We start from the raw sequence: 14863 nt of genomic DNA, 5'->3' as shown, positions 1-14863 counted from the left end.
TGTTTTTCAATTATTGAAAGTATCGTTATTAGTTCCTTCTATATACACACGCCATTTGTTTAACATTGTGTCTAAATCTTCAGGCAATGGCGATGTAAAGTAACATTCTTTTTGAGTAGAAGGGTGCACAAAACCCAGTGTTTGTGCGTGAAGTGCTTGTCTATTGCATATATTAAAGCAGTTTTGAACAAACGATTTGTAGCTTGAACTTCTGTTACCACGAAGTATTTCCTTACCTCCATAGCGTTCATCTCCAAACAATGGGTGACCGATATGCTTCATATGAGCACGTATTTGGTGCGTTCTTCCAGTCTCTAAGATACACTCAATGAGCGTAGTGTAGCCAAAACGCTCGAGAACTTTATAGTGAGTAACGGCCGGTTTGCCTATTCCTGAGTCGGGAGAGAATACAGTCATGCGTTGACGATCTTTGGGATCACGACCGATGTTGCCTTCAATTCTGCCCTCATCTTCAGCGATATGTCCCCAAACAAGAGCCTTATAGCTTCGTGTAGTGGTTTTATTAAAGAACTGAACACCTAACTTTGTTTTGGCATTAGGAGTCTTTGCCACCACCAATAAACCACTTGTATCCTTGTCGATGCGATGCACCAAGCCCACTTCAGGACTGTTTGCGTCGAAGTTTTTATCGTCTTTCATGTGCCATGCAACGGCATTTATCAGCGTACCATGAAAGTTTCCCACACCTGGGTGCACCACAAGTCCAGCAGGTTTGTTCACTACAAGCAATTCAGTATCTTCGTAAACAATATCCAAAGGAATGTCCTCTGCCTCGATAGTGTTATCGTGTCGGGGGCGATCGAGCATCAAAGTAACCACGTCGTTGGGACGAATTTTATAGTTACTCTTCACTGGTTGGTCGTTCACATGCACGAAACCAGCCTCTGCAGCCTTTTGAATTCTGTTTCGACTACTATGTTGAAGCTTTTCGAACATAAACTTATCCACTCGCAAAGGCTTCTGACCTTCGTCGGCAACGATGCGAAAATGTTCGTAAAGTTGTTGATCTTCGTCTTCTAATAGCTCGTCGTTATCTATTGAAATATTTTCGTCTTTAATCACAAATAAAATGTTTTTGTTTGATGATATCGCAACTTCTCTTTGGCAAATTACTCGCCAGGGACAGACACTTCTTCGAAATCATCGACGTCATTACTGCCTGAATTGTTGTTACGATATATGGGTTCAACATAGCTTACACTATCACTTGCACTGCGCATACCATTCCCAACCATAATAGTTAGCGGTTTATCTACAGGAATTTTCTCGCCTGCTACAACGCTTTTGTCGCCTACCATGATGCCATAGACCCAGTCTTTCTCACCGGGAACCTGCTTAGGTGCAGTGAGCTTAAAGCCCATTGACTGCAATTTGGCCATTGCTTCACGGAGCGAACTGTTGTCGATTACGTCGGGAAGAGTGATTGTTGGTGATTTAGAAGAGTTGATGGTGAGGTAGATGATGCGACCTGATTTGACCCTTTCGCCACCCTTGGGGATTTGTTCGAGGATACAATCAGCAGGCAAGGTTTTGATATAACCAGTGTCTACTACCTGCAATTCAAGTCCTAAACGCTTGAGTTGAGCTTCTGCTTCTTGATAAGATTTAAACTTAAGATGAGGCACTGTGATGGCTTCTCCATGATGAGTGTAGATCGATAAGCCATATTTCAAGCCAAAAATGCAAATCAATACCACGGCTATCATACCGAGAATGTTGAGCCAAAGATATCTACTTTTAAACTTACCTATAAATTCTGACGATTTCATTTGTTTCTTTTTCGTTTGCAAAATGATGTCCACACGTTTCAGATGGTTTTGTTTATAGTGAGGTATCTCATAACGAGTGAACTGCAAGGGTGCGTGCTATTATATAAATAGGTGGCGCCTCTTCTTTGCAAAAGTACAAAAAAAACATTACATAACTCATCGCTTTGCAATTCATTTTCTTGTTATGTAAGTCAAAGACTTATGCAGGTTGAAAGTAAAAGCGATGTTATTGGCTTGGAAAAGCATTGATATTGGGTGCAAAAAGCAATGCAATTGAACCGTAAAAGCACTGCTTTTTGAGGGATAAAAAGAAACTCCAACACACGGAGTGCATTGGAGTTTAATGATATTATGTGCCTGCAAACATTGTTGCTGAGGCGTTATTGTGCTTCGAAACGATTAAGAAAGCAACTTCTTAACGATGGTAGAGATGGTTCCACCCTCTGCTTTTCCAGCCATTTGTTTGCTTGCTTGTCCCATCACTTTGCCCATATCTTTCATACCTTGTGCCCCTGTTTCGCTGATAATGTTAGCTACTATCTTCTCAATCTCTTCGTTAGAAAGAGGCTTAGGCAAGTATGCTTCGATCACTTTCACCTGTTCTATTTCGTGAGCAGCTAAGTCTTCACGACCCGACTGAGTGAAAGTTGCGGCAGATTCTTTGCCTTGTTTAGCAAGTTTCTGAAGTATTTTAAGAGCATCTGCATCGCTTAATTGATCGTTTGCACCAGGTGCTGTCTTTGCTTCAAGGAACACTTTCTTAATGTTACGCAATGTTTCTAAGCGCACTTTGTCACGTGCTTTCATTGCGTCTTTAATGTCATTGCTGATTTGTTCGAATAGTTCCATATCTCTATAATTGATATTTTACGTTCTTATTTATGCAAATGTGATGAGCCCTTGTATAGGTTCTTGGCCATCGTTGTTATCGTTTGTAGGCTCTTTTTTTAGCTTACGACGAATGTCTTCGAGTGCTTTGATACTACGTTTGTAGGTTGGTATCTTCTCTACTTCAAGGATAATCTCTTCATTTGATAAGTCTTCAGAATCGAATAGGAACACGTTGAAATTGCGTTTTGCATTTCTGTGCGCCACATCTCCGCCGTAATACTTACCTCTGAGCATCATCTTTTGAGCCACTTCTTGTTGCTTTTTGGCGTTGTTGATAGCCTCTTCTTGAGCTTCTTTCTTGTTCATATGGTTCTCAACAACATCGATATCTTTCATACCGAAGCCCGTTGCAAGAATGGTAACCTTTACTTTTTCGCCCAATTCAGGATCTACAGACAATCCAAACTTCGACTCATAGTCGCCTGTAATCTTACCCATAAACTCGTGAACCTCGTTCATCTCTTCCATAGTGAATTTGGTCTTTTCGTCCTTGTCGTCACTAATCTTGATGCTTAAAAGGATTTTCTTTGAGTTATAGATGTCGTTATCGTTGAGTAGAGGCGAGTTAAGTGCATCTTCAATAGCCTTTCTTAATCTGCCTTCACCTTCGCCATAACCAGTACTCATGATAGCTACTCCGCCTTCTCTCAATACGTTTTTAACGTCTTGGAAGTCGACATTGATAATACCATGTTCTGTGATTATCTCTGCAATGCTTCGTGCTGCGATGCTAAGAGTGTCGTCTGCCTTTCCAAAAGCATCTAAAACACCAAGCGAAGGGTATATTTCTCTGAGGCGTTCGTTGTTGATAACCAAAAGAGCATCAACGTTTTTAGCCATCTCTTCCACACCATCTAAAGCTTGATCGATTTTCTTTGCACCCTCGAAAATAAATGGAATGGTGACGATTCCCACTGTAAGAATGTCCATTTCCTTACTTACTTTCGCTACGATAGGACCAGCACCTGTACCAGTTCCACCACCCATTCCGGCGGTGATAAATACCATCTTGGTGCCATCGCTTAGCTTTGCACGGATTTGTTCGATGCTGTTTTCAGCCTCGGTACGACCCTTTATAGGATTAGTTCCTGCTCCCAAACCTTCGTCTCCCAATTGAAGTCTGTCTGGAATGGGTGAGTCTTCGAGTGCTTGTCGGTCGGTGTTGCAAACCAAGAAGGTTACATCGTGGATTCCTTCTCTATACATGTGGTTTACAGCGTTACCGCCTCCACCTCCAACACCAATTACTTTTATTATACTTTTAGCCTTCTTAGCTGATATAAATTCTACTCTTCCGCTGTCGTTAAATGCGTTATCTGCCATATTCTTTGTGCATTAAAAACGTTAAATCTGCTTGTTCTCTTACTCTCCTTCTTCTTTCATTATCTGATCGAAGAAACTCTTTGTCTTTCTGAATAGCTTGTTTAAAGGACTATTCTTACGCTTTTCTTCTTCTAATCTGCGTTCTTCTTCCTCTCTAGCTCTTTGTTCAGCTTCTTCTTCTTCACGCTTTCTTCTTGCCTCTTCTTCAGCCTTTTGTTTCTCAGCTTCAGTAGGAACAACACCTCTTCCCTGTGTTTCAGTTATTGAACGAGGTGCCTTTGGTGCCTCAACAACAGTAGAAGTGGTTTCTGTGTTATTTTCTTTTGCGAATAAATCGCTTGTTAGTTCGTCGCCAGCACAATTCATATCGCCTTTAGCAATCAATCCTAATACGGTGTTCATTGTTGCGTCGTGTGCTGTGATTTCAGGAATATTTGAGTTAATTGTCTCTTGAACAAAGTTGGCAATTCTTATCTTATCAACTCCAGTGTGTTGCTTAAACGCCTTTTCTATGTTCTTCATGTTAGATACTCCACCTGTAATTATGAATCCACCTAATAGCTTATCGGTGTATTCGCTAGGCACTTGGTACCACACATTCTTTATAATTTCTTCTAAACGAGCTTCTACAATCTCGATGAATGTCTTGCTATCAACTTGTCTGTCTTCATCAATTGAATACTTTAAGTTCTCGTCTATGTCTTTACTATCAGTGTAAGCCGAAGCATATTTGCGCTTCATCTTCTCTGCATTTTCATCGTCCATCTGAAGTGATGCGATGTCTATTGTGATGTTATTTCCACCCAATGGGATAACAGCTAAATGGCGAAGTATGTTGCGATAGTACACTGAAACGGTTGTAGTTTCAGCACCTAAGTCAACTAAAACACAGCCAACTCGCTTCTCTACGTCGGTTAAAACGCTGTCGGCAAGAGCCAAAGGAGCAAGGTACATCTCTGCAATTGCGATACCTGCATTATCGAAACACTTATTAAGATTGCGGTAAAAAGATTTCTTCCACAATATATTTAATAGGTTTGCTTCGAGTCTTGTGCACTGAATACCAACGGGGTCGAGCTGATATTGTGCATCAACTTTATATTCTTGAGTTATCGCATCGAGGACTTCTTGTGCGGGATAAGTCATGTTTCTGTTTTCATCCATTAGCTCATTTACCATGTCTAAGGTTACAACAGTATCTAAAGGAAGTTCTTTAATCAATGTGTTCTTGACACTTCTAATGCTTTGTCCGCCTACACCAACATACACTTGAGCCACCTTAGCCTTTAAAGATGTCTCTAAACGCTTGATAATATTGGTTAAACATTGCACGGTTTTGTCAATGTTATACACCACTCCTTTGTTGATACATGAGGTGGAGTCTTCTTTGATTACTGAAAGAATTGAGATGCTTCCATCTATGTTTTTCTTGCCAGCAACACCAATAATATTGGTTGACCCTAATTCTATTGCTACAATAAATTCCTTTGCCATAACTGTATTTCGTTGTATTTTCTAAATTCGTTTCTTACAAATAATTTGGTTGTCAAACTCTAAATTGATATAAGAATATTTGTTCCAGCCTGCTTGAGACAATCCATATTTATAGAATTTCTCTAGTCTTGACAGCTTTTTATCAATAAAATTCTTTATCAATAGTTCTCGTTTTTCACGACTTCTACTTTCTGGAATCTGACCAAGATAGATGATGTGGTCGCCTATTCTTGGTATGATTTCGATGCCATTGTTGGGTAATACATTGATTTGCTCAACGAGATTCTGCCATAGTTCGTTACTAATGATAGTGCGGCTCATAGGCGAAATGTATCTTTGAGCAAACGAACGAGTGATTGGTCCCGTTGCAATGATCAGGTCAGAGGTGTAATGTGAGTTGGGCATTATGCAGTCTTTGTCGTCCACATAATAGTCATCTCCGTTCTGAGCCTTTATTCTTACCACTGGCATTCGTTGTGTAATGGTGATGTTTACGTGTCCCTCTTGAGTCTTATAACATTCTGCTGTACTCACGAAAGGGCTCTTTGTAAGCATCTCTTCAATGCGTCTTGTATCGATATAACGCATTGGTTGTTCAAGCGGGAAAAGCTTTTTCTTTTGCAATCTCGCTTTTATTTCCTTGGCATCTATAAACCCATTGGTAGCACCATCTGCAACATTGATCTGCACTTTATTGCAAGTCGTGGTTGTAGAGTAGGGCTTATTGAACGATGTGAACGCAAAAACAAGATACACTGCCAATGCAACATCGAGCAAAATGGTTACTATTTTCTTTACATTTATTCGCATATTGACCGAAAAGAGGTTGATGCCTTATTTATATAATGTGGTTTATTCTTTTGATTCTATTATTTTAGTGAGCTGTGGCATGTAGCTTTCTATGTCGCCAGCACCTAATATTACGAGCACATCGAAGTCACGTTCACGAGCCAAGTCGAGCAGCTCTTCTTTGTGAATCATTTGCTTTTGAACTCCATCTTTCAAGCAGTCGTAAATCAACTTACTTGTAACTCCTTCGATAGGAAGCTCCCTTGCAGGGTAGATATCGCATAAAATGACTTCGTCCAACAAGCTAAGAGCATCTGCAAAGTCCTTATAAAAGTCCTTAGTTCTGCTGTAAAGGTGAGGTTGGAAGATAGCAGTTATTTTGCGATTGCTATAAAGTTGTTTTAAGCTTTTTGCGCTTTGGTATATCTCTTTGGGGTGATGTGCGTAGTCAGAGAGCAGCACATGCTTATCGTTCTTTATCTTAAAGTCGAATCGTCTCACCACTCCGTGATACGAACTCATACCATATCGCAATTCATCTGCAGTGCAACCGCATATTTGAGCCAATGCCATTGCAGCCACACCATTCTCAATATTGATAGGAACAGGTTGTCCTAATCTTATATTAGGCACGTTTTCGATGGGCGAAATGAAGTCGAATGTGATCTCTCCATTCTCTATTTTGATGTTTTCAGCATGGAAATCACCCTCATTCTCGCTATATTCATACACCTTAACGCCTTCAACTACAGCAGGAGTCATCTCCAATCCCTTCTTAATAATTAAGGCACCGCCTGGTTGAATGAGTGTTGTATAGTGTTGAAAGCTTTCCAAATAAGCCTCTTTAGTTCCGTAAATATCTAAGTGATCGGGATCTGTTGAGGTGATAACTGTGGCATATGGATGCAACCAATGAAAGCTTCTGTCGAATTCATCGGCTTCGATTACAACGTATTCGCTATCTTTTGATAAGATATAGTTGGTGCCATAATCTTTCGAAATGCCTCCAAGAAAGGCGTTACAGTCTACATTACTCTGGTGAAGGATGTGTGCACACATCGTAGAAGTAGATGTTTTGCCATGTGTTCCCGCAACGCAAATGCCCTTATGAGTGCGAGTTAGGGTTCCTAACACTTGTGCTCTCTTTTGAATATCGAAGTTGTTTTCACGGAAGAAGACAAGTTCTTTATGTGTAGAAGGAATGGCTGGCGTGTATACTACCAATGTGTTTAGAGGATTTTTGCAGGCATGTGGTATTTCGTCTACATTCTCTTCGTAGTGAAGAAGCATGCCCTCTTTCTCTAAGTTACGTGTTAGGTCGGTTGGAGTTTTATCGTAACCTGCAACAACAAGTCCTTTTGCAAGGAAGTAACGAGCTATTGCACTCATTCCAATTCCACCCGCACCGATGAAGTATACTGCTTTTATTTCGTTTAATTCCATTATTGTTTTGCTATTTTTAGCACCTCTTCGGCAATGCGTTCAGCCGAGTTTTTGAGTGCCATTCCTAAGATATTTTGATGTAATTCGTTTAGTTTGCTCTCGTCGTTGACGATTGATAATGCTGTTTTGATAAGCTTTTCGGGTGCTTCTGCATCCTTAACATACACTGCAGCCTGCTTGTTTACAAGGGCAAGAGCATTCTTTGTTTGATGGTCTTCAGCCACATTAGGACTTGGAACCAATATCACTGGCATACCTAAAAGGCAGAATTCGCTGATAGAACTTGCGCCTGCACGACTAATAACCATGTCGGCTGCGGCATAAGCAGAGGCCATATCGCTAATAAAGTCGGTGACATGAAGATTTGCAAGAGGCTCTTCGCCTTCCAAGCGTTTTGCTATTGCTTCTTTATACACCTTTCCTGTTTGCCAAATAAATTGCACATCGCTGTTTCTAATGTCGCTAAGATGTTGCAAAATACTCTCGTTAATGGTGCGAGCACCAAGACTTCCGCCGATAATAAGAATGGTTTTCTTTTCAGAATCTAACTGAAATGCCTTGCGAGCGTCTGCCTTTGAGATGTTGTTTTGCAAGATATTCTGGCGAACAGGATTGCCTGTAAGTATTATTTTGTCGCTTGGAAAGAAACGATCCATACCTTCATACGCTACACATATTTTGCTTGCACGCTTTGCTAACAGCTTGTTTGTTACGCCAGCGTAAGAGTTTTGCTCTTGAATAAGATAGGGAACGCCAAGTGAAGCGCATTGATTGAGCGTTGGACCGCTGGCATAACCGCCAACACCAACAGCCGCATTGGGCTTAAACTCTTTGATAATTGCTTTTGCTAAACGGCGACTTTGCCAAAGCTTATAAAGCACTTTAATGTTTTTCCATAGGTGTTTTCTATCGAAACCGCATACAGGTAGGCCTTTAATGTCATAACCAGCGTCGGGCACTCGTTGCATTTCCATACGCCCTAAAGCACCTACAAACAATATATTTGCTGTGGGTTCTAACTGCTTTATGGCGTTAGCAATCGAGATAGCAGGGAAGATGTGCCCACCAGTTCCACCGCCACTGATAATTATTCTCAAGTTTCGTTCCATTCTAATAATGTGATATATCCTTGCAAAAATAATCAAAAAAAATGTATTTAGGGGTGTTTTTTAGATAGATTTTGCGATAAAATAAGTATTGTGTAGGTGTTTTTTATGTTTTTAAGTAGCTTCAACTCCTAACGGGTTAATGATGAGTTATGAAATAATAGCAAAGCTTCTGTGTTTTGATAGGAGAGAAAGAGTTGTTGAAAAGGGATAAAATAAAAGGGCGCATCGTGTAGATGCGCCCTCTGGTTATGGACTGATTAAGAGATTATCTCTTATAAATTTTCCAAGTTTTGTTGCCTTGTTTTAGAATAACAATACCTCTGTAGTTGCTGTTATTGCTATCTAATTTCATGCCATCGATAGTGAATAGTTCGTAAGGCTCATCAAAGTTAGGTTGTGCAAAAGCATCGTTTGTGGTGCTGTTGATACCTGTTGTTACTTTAGTTCCTTTAACACTCATCGATTTTATTTGCCATGTTGGGCAGTTAGTTGTTGTTGATTTGTAGCGGAATTGCAACTTAACCTTCTTACCTGCATATTTCTCAAGTGAAACACCAGTTGCTGTCACAGTCTTATAACTCTTTCCATCGCCCCAAACAGGAATGTTAAGTACTTCTGTTGTGCCGTCAACTACCACCTCAACGCTTAGGTCATCGTGATTACCAAAGTTCAAAGCGTGCTCTAAATCGAGTGTAATGTCTTTGTAATTTGTTAAGTCTATCTCTGGAGTAATTAACAAAGCTTCACTCGCAAGCTTATGTTTCTTCACGAAAGCAGATGCTTTAAACACTTTATGAGTTTTGTCATGAGTCCACACATAGGTTGAACCAGTTGGGAGAGTGATGTTGTTTTTCTCTAAAGTATTCCAACCATTGTCGATGTCTAAGTTATAAATAACATTCTCATCTTGTGTAGCCTCTGGTGTTGTAGGAGTGCTTTCGTCTTCAGATGGAGCAGGAGTTACAGTGTAACTACCATATCTTGAGTCGTCACTTGCAGTGGTTATAGCAGTTAAAGGATTGAATGCAACGTTCACACTATCGCCCCAAATGTATTCAGAGATAAATGGATAGTCGATAAATGGGTTGCGGTTCTTTTGTATTTGATATACAGCATCGTTGCGTTTTGTTTCAATCTCGCTCACTTTGTCGTTCTTGCTCCATTGGCGATACAATGTGCTTGCCCAGTTTTTCAATGTTGGATATTCACCTGTGATGTTGGTAATAAGTCCCACATTCACCCAAGTTAAGTTCGAATAGGTGGTTGCCATGTACATATAAGAACGTGAAAAATCGCCCTTCCATGTATCTCCTGGTTCCCAGCAGTTTTGTGTTCGTCCCTCAATAGTGGTAGAACCCACTTTGTCATAGCCTGCACCACTATCGTGTTTCATGTTAGTTACAGTCGCCATAGGGAAGTTTCCTTTTTGCGAATTGTCTTTAGAAGAACTTGGATAAAGGTGGTGAATGTCTTTATAAGCATCGTTTTGTGTACCTCCCCACCAGCTCTTTGGGAACGAGTGTTCGATGTTCATTCCTGCAATTGCGTGATAGTTGTAAGGTGAAGGGAAGGTAAATTTCTCTGGACTATATCTGTTTAGTACCTCGTTGTTGTCCATTCGGTCGGTAGAATAAAAGGCATCCCATGTGTGTCCCTTTCCTTTTCCATAGCCTAAGACCTTGTGGTTGCGAAGAAGAGAGCCTAAAGCCTTCTTTAATTCTTCTTTTTTCAAGCCTTGTAGCGATGAATAATACTTCGCAATTGTTGCTCGGTCTGCAGCAAAAGTGTTAATGCTCCACATCGATAACAATGCGATGATTGATGCAAAAAGTAAATTTTTCTTCATGATGTTTTTATGTTTTGTGAAACTTTTTGAATATCAATGAGTTGATTTTGGTTGCACTTGTTGAACAAGGCGATATATTTTGGAAGATATTTATATGCTACAAAGTTAATACTTTTTAGCGAACTATTGTTTGTTTTAATGTTTTTATGGCATAATTTTTTTACTTGTCGATTAGTATGTCATACTAAGCACTTTATAAAAGCACTGCTTTTTGCTCGTAATAGCATTGCTTTTAGCCTGTAAACTCACTGCTTTTGCGCCCTAATTGCATTGAGTTTGTTTCATTCTAAAAATATTGTTGTTTGTGAGTTGTTCAATCATTAGATGGTATAAGTAGTTTCGTTTCCTTTCAAAAGTGACTTTGATATAAATAAAAAGACTCTCCTTTCCCCAATGTTTCACAACATCAGGGGAAAAGAGAGTGGGAATTTTATGTAGAAGTATGATTAGAAATGTACGAAAGGAAGCACGCGTACATTTGGTGTTATTGCGTGTGCTTGATGAATTGATTGAGCTATTGGAAGCCCATAGTAGGTCTTTCCATATCCAGAAGTTGTAGATTTCTGTGTGCTCAGAATACAGGTTGGGAAGTAATTAGATAAGTTATCTCCTCCAGCATCGGTAAATATTTTTGATATTTTGTTTAAAACATCATTTGGAAGACTAGTGTCTCCATAGAAAGTTGGAGTGTGATTTAAGTACTTTTTGCAGAAAGAAACGTACTCACCAACTGATGGTAGGAACCATTTAGATACGTTACTTCCTGTTACATTAATTCCTTTTGCAGTCAATTCATCACCATAATGGCCTGCAGCATAAAAGGCAGGGAACATTGTTTGCTCGTTAGCTTTAATGTAACCACCAACAGTTTTACTTCCATCCCAAGTCCATCCGTAGCCATCAAAGTCATTTAATGCATCGTCCCATTCAAATGTCTGTGTGCTAGAAACATCTTCGTTTCCTCCCCAAGGAAAACGGGTTGCATTCTGTGCATAATGTAATGCTACTGCAAGTCCTTGCTTAGTTGTTGTCTTTTCTTCAATAACTAGTCCAATAGGAATACGAGTTCCTTTGTCTGCTAACGTTCCAACAGTACCATTATCAAATAGATACATACCTTTAGTATTTAGCACAATATCTACAGTATATGATCCATTTCGAACCAAAGAGCCTAATCCTGATAATGTAATAGATTTGCCTGCAAGGGATTTTCCATAAATAGTTCCAGCTGTAAAATTGAATTTTAAGCCACTACCAGTTGTGCCTGGCAAGAAATATTCGTATGCGCTTACATTATTATATGCTTTTATGTAAGGTGAATATGTAACGGTACCACTTGTTGGAATGGTTGTGCTTGCAGTTGTTGAAGCATTGATGTCTTGTGCAGTATTAGCTGTTCCGTTGATAGAAAAGCCATTGGTTTGAGGCTGAGAAGCATCTGCAACGATATCAGCTGTTATGCCACTGCCTTCGTTTGTGTATGAAACAATGTTGTAACGAACACGTGCACTTTGGTGTTTCATAGATAAAGTGACCTTTGCATCTGTATCACTTATGGTCTTAGTTGTTACACCTATCAATGGATTATTGGTGCGTGCAATAACTTGAAGAGCATTGTTTGCGTTGGTTACAACATCGTTTGTGCAAACAAAAGTATAAGTTCCGTTTGTTAAAGATATCTTTGATTTAGGACTGGTCCAAGTTATTTTGTTTCCTGAAAGAGTACCAGTGTATTTGTGTAGCAATGCACCTGCATTGTCTAAGATATATAAATAGTAGGTTCCTCCTTGTAAAGTGGCACGTGTTGCAGGCTTAACTTCTTTGTTATCGTTGCTTATTGACACCTCAGCTGTTAAACCATCGCCAAGATCAACCACCTCTTTTTGAACGTTATTAATAAAACTTCTTGTTGTGTTGGTGGTGTTATAATCTTCAAAATTCAATGTAACATCAACACCAGTTGTTGCTGTGTCGTTGGTAATATCGCTGTTGTTGCTACATGAACCCAACGAAAGCATACCTAAAAAGGCTGCAATGTAAAAAAATAAATGTTTCATTTTGTTGTTTTCTTTTAGGCTATTCTTCTGCTTGGTGTAGAGAGATAGCCATTAGTTAAACTTAATTATAGCTCCATCTCTCCACCTGTTACGGTAGTTTCTGTATTCCAATCTTCCTCCGAAGATGTGTTAGTTTGAACCTGAACGGTTGCACTTGCCATTGTTATGGCATCGAAACGCATTACTTTTGAAGTAGGACTTGTGTAAGGACGCTTACCAAATAGGGGGGGGGTAGTGGCCTTCAATTCATTGATTATCAATGAATTGCAGTTTTTAAAAGTTGTCATTTTGACTAAGTTTTAATTGAATTTATTATATAGAAAAATGAAAAATTCTAATAAATAATTATCCCAAAGATTATAAAAATCTGGTGCAAAGTTATAAAAAGAAATAATATAAGCAAAATAAAACGCAATAAATTTATAAAGTTTCCTATATTTCTTATATTCTAAAAGCAGTGTTATTGTAGTTCAAAAGCATTGCTTTTAGCCTCTAAACTCATTGCTTTTGCACCCTAATTGCATTGAGTTTATTTGGTGAAAATAAAAATACTTTTTCTGATTAAGGTCAAGTTGTGATGCAAAAGAAAATAGCTTCCCGATATACGAGAAGCTATTTTCTTCTAAGAATAAATATATTTACTTTGAATAGAATGGCTTTGCACCCTAAAAGAACCCCGCTCTCCGTCGTACGGAGGAAGTTATTTGCTTTGAGTTGAATGGTTTTGGACCCTAAAAAGAACTTCGCTCCCCGTCGTACGGGGGATATTATAAGACATCTTTTAAGCAAGCCAAGCCAATTCCGTTGCTACCTTTTACCAAGATGCAGAAATTTTGTACAGCTGTTTGTTGTAGTTCGGCAATGACCTGCTCAACATTCTCGAACGACTTAAATTCGTTTTGAGTAGCCATAAACTCCTTACCGACAAGCCAAACGCAGTCGAAGTGAGCCAACTTCAATAGGTCGCATATCTTTTGATGCTCGCTATTGCTCACCTCACCCAATTCTCTCATGTCGCCAAGAATCACCATTTTGTGCTCAACGTCCATCTTCATAAAATTCTCAAGTGCCGCTTTCATGCTCGTGGGGTTGGCATTATAGGCGTCCATGATAATGGTGTTATGCGCCGTTTTGATGAGTTGTGAGCGATTGTTGCTGGGTATGTAGTTCTCGAGAGCCTTGCAAATGTCTTCGCTTTCCACGCCCATTGTTCTGCCAATGCTCACTGCTGCCAGCATATTGGCAATGTTATAAGCTCCGATGAGATGCGTACTTACGTTGTGCCAAGCGTTCGATTCGTTATCAGTTTCTTTCCATCTGAAACTAACAAAAGGATTATTGGCAGTTATTTCAGCTACGAAAGGAGCCTTAACGCTGTTAGTAGGCGAATAAGCAATATAGCTTTCGCCCTTGCAATGCGTGCTAAACATCTCTAAAAGGTCGGCAGATTCGGCATTAATAAAGATGTTGTTGGCACGGTTGTGCGCCTCCATAAAGTCGTATAATTCAGCCTTTGTGCGTTTAACTCCATCGAAACTGCCGAATCCTTGCAGATGAGCTCTACCCACATTAGTGATCAATGCGTAGTTAGGTTCAACGATATCCACGAGCGTTTTGATGTCGCCTGGGTGACTTGCGCCCATCTCTATCACCGCCATGTTGTGCTCTTTGTTGAGGCGTAACAATGTTTTAGGCACGCCAATGTCGTTGTTAAGGTTGCCAAGAGTGTATAGTACGTTGTATTTTTGTGCCAAAACAGTAGCCAAAAGCTCTTTTGTTGTGGTCTTTCCGTTCGTTCCTGTAATACCGATAATAGTGGTGTTGAGTGCTCTTCGGTGGTGATTGGCAAGCTGTTGCAATGTGGTTAGAACATTATCTACAACGATATATTGCTCATTGTCGATCATGTCGGGAGTAGATTCGTCTACAACAGCATAAGCACAACCTTGCTCTAATGCTTTGTGAGCAAAGCTATTGCCATTGAAGTTTGCGCCCTTTAAAGCAAAGAAAATACTGCCTTTGGGGCAATCTCGTGTGTCGGTGGTTATTTCTTTGCATTCTAAAAATAGCTGATAAAGCTTTTCTATTAGTGTCATTCTTTTGTTGTTTCTTTGTTTTAGT

The 14863-nt window shown here is 39.7% G+C and carries 12 protein-coding genes; all 12 read right to left on the bottom strand.

The genetic code is table 11. The features are described 5' to 3' along the window. Positions 1-6: 6 nt before the first annotated feature. Positions 7-1083: an RluA family pseudouridine synthase gene (locus A3GM_RS0108575; RefSeq protein WP_018362974.1), complete on the bottom strand. Its 1077-nt coding sequence runs from the start codon at positions 1081-1083 to the stop codon at positions 7-9. 47 nt (positions 1084-1130) lie between these two features. Beyond that, a complete protein-coding gene (locus A3GM_RS0108570; RefSeq protein ID WP_018362973.1) occupies positions 1131-1790 on the bottom strand; it encodes a PASTA domain-containing protein in 660 nt (219 codons plus the stop codon). Positions 1791-2189: 399 nt separating this feature from the next. Further along, complete coding sequence (locus tag A3GM_RS0108565) at positions 2190-2639, bottom strand: GatB/YqeY domain-containing protein (RefSeq protein ID WP_018362972.1); 450 nt, start codon at positions 2637-2639, stop codon at positions 2190-2192. A gap of 30 nt (positions 2640-2669) precedes the next feature. Next, positions 2670-4004 carry a cell division protein FtsZ gene (gene ftsZ, locus A3GM_RS0108560; RefSeq protein ID WP_018362971.1) on the bottom strand — a complete coding sequence of 445 codons (1335 nt, stop codon included), beginning with the start codon at positions 4002-4004 and terminating at the stop codon, positions 2670-2672. Positions 4005-4043: 39 nt separating this feature from the next. Further along, positions 4044-5498 (bottom strand): cell division protein FtsA, encoded by a 1455-nt coding sequence (gene ftsA, locus A3GM_RS0108555; RefSeq protein ID WP_018362970.1) that lies wholly within the window; start codon positions 5496-5498, stop codon positions 4044-4046. Between the two features lie 21 nt (positions 5499-5519). Further along, positions 5520-6308 (bottom strand): cell division protein FtsQ/DivIB, encoded by a 789-nt coding sequence (locus tag A3GM_RS0108550; RefSeq protein WP_018362969.1) that lies wholly within the window; start codon positions 6306-6308, stop codon positions 5520-5522. A gap of 42 nt (positions 6309-6350) precedes the next feature. Continuing rightward, positions 6351-7730, bottom strand: a complete 1380-nt coding sequence (murC, locus tag A3GM_RS0108545; protein WP_018362968.1) for a UDP-N-acetylmuramate--L-alanine ligase — start codon at positions 7728-7730, stop codon at positions 6351-6353. Further along, the gene (gene murG / locus A3GM_RS0108540) at positions 7730-8839 is read right to left on the bottom strand and encodes an undecaprenyldiphospho-muramoylpentapeptide beta-N-acetylglucosaminyltransferase (RefSeq protein ID WP_018362967.1); all 1110 of its coding nucleotides are present in this window, start codon (positions 8837-8839) and stop codon (positions 7730-7732) included. Before murG ends, murC begins: the two co-directional genes overlap by 1 nt. A gap of 265 nt (positions 8840-9104) precedes the next feature. Then, the gene (locus tag A3GM_RS0108535) at positions 9105-10685 is read right to left on the bottom strand and encodes an endonuclease (RefSeq protein ID WP_018362966.1); all 1581 of its coding nucleotides are present in this window, start codon (positions 10683-10685) and stop codon (positions 9105-9107) included. Positions 10686-11131: 446 nt separating this feature from the next. After that, complete coding sequence (locus tag A3GM_RS0108530; RefSeq protein WP_018362965.1) at positions 11132-12742, bottom strand: hypothetical protein; 1611 nt, start codon at positions 12740-12742, stop codon at positions 11132-11134. Between the two features lie 65 nt (positions 12743-12807). Continuing rightward, a complete protein-coding gene (locus A3GM_RS0108525; RefSeq protein WP_018362964.1) occupies positions 12808-13029 on the bottom strand; it encodes a hypothetical protein in 222 nt (73 codons plus the stop codon). A 480-nt stretch (positions 13030-13509) separates the two neighbouring features. Continuing rightward, positions 13510-14838: a UDP-N-acetylmuramoyl-tripeptide--D-alanyl-D-alanine ligase gene (locus A3GM_RS0108520; protein WP_018362963.1), complete on the bottom strand. Its 1329-nt coding sequence runs from the start codon at positions 14836-14838 to the stop codon at positions 13510-13512. Positions 14839-14863 lie beyond the last annotated feature (25 nt).

The organism is Hoylesella nanceiensis DSM 19126 = JCM 15639, from assembly GCF_000379965.1.
Classification (GTDB): Bacteria; Bacteroidota; Bacteroidia; order Bacteroidales; family Bacteroidaceae; genus Prevotella; species Prevotella nanceiensis.
Note: the sequence above shows the minus strand (reverse complement) of the source record. Positions and strands in the feature narration are given on the sequence as shown.

Bases quoted from the DNA above. Each gene is read 5' to 3' on its own strand.
- A3GM_RS0108550 (WP_018362969.1), bottom strand. From the start codon at position 6,308: ATGCGAATAAATGTAAAGAAAATAGTAACCATTTTGCTCGATGTTGCA.
- A3GM_RS0108535 (WP_018362966.1), bottom strand. From the start codon at position 10,685: ATGAAGAAAAATTTACTTTTTGCATCAATCATCGCATTGTTATCGATG.
- A3GM_RS0108565 (WP_018362972.1), bottom strand. From the start codon at position 2,639: ATGGAACTATTCGAACAAATCAGCAATGACATTAAAGACGCAATGAAA.
- A3GM_RS0108520 (WP_018362963.1), bottom strand. From the start codon at position 14,838: ATGACACTAATAGAAAAGCTTTATCAGCTATTTTTAGAATGCAAAGAA.
- murG (WP_018362967.1), bottom strand. From the start codon at position 8,839: ATGGAACGAAACTTGAGAATAATTATCAGTGGCGGTGGAACTGGTGGG.
- A3GM_RS0108530 (WP_018362965.1), bottom strand. From the start codon at position 12,742: ATGAAACATTTATTTTTTTACATTGCAGCCTTTTTAGGTATGCTTTCG.
- ftsZ (WP_018362971.1), bottom strand. From the start codon at position 4,004: ATGGCAGATAACGCATTTAACGACAGCGGAAGAGTAGAATTTATATCA.
- A3GM_RS0108525 (WP_018362964.1), bottom strand. From the start codon at position 13,029: ATGACAACTTTTAAAAACTGCAATTCATTGATAATCAATGAATTGAAG.
- ftsA (WP_018362970.1), bottom strand. From the start codon at position 5,498: ATGGCAAAGGAATTTATTGTAGCAATAGAATTAGGGTCAACCAATATT.
- A3GM_RS0108570 (WP_018362973.1), bottom strand. From the start codon at position 1,790: ATGAAATCGTCAGAATTTATAGGTAAGTTTAAAAGTAGATATCTTTGG.
- murC (WP_018362968.1), bottom strand. From the start codon at position 7,730: ATGGAATTAAACGAAATAAAAGCAGTATACTTCATCGGTGCGGGTGGA.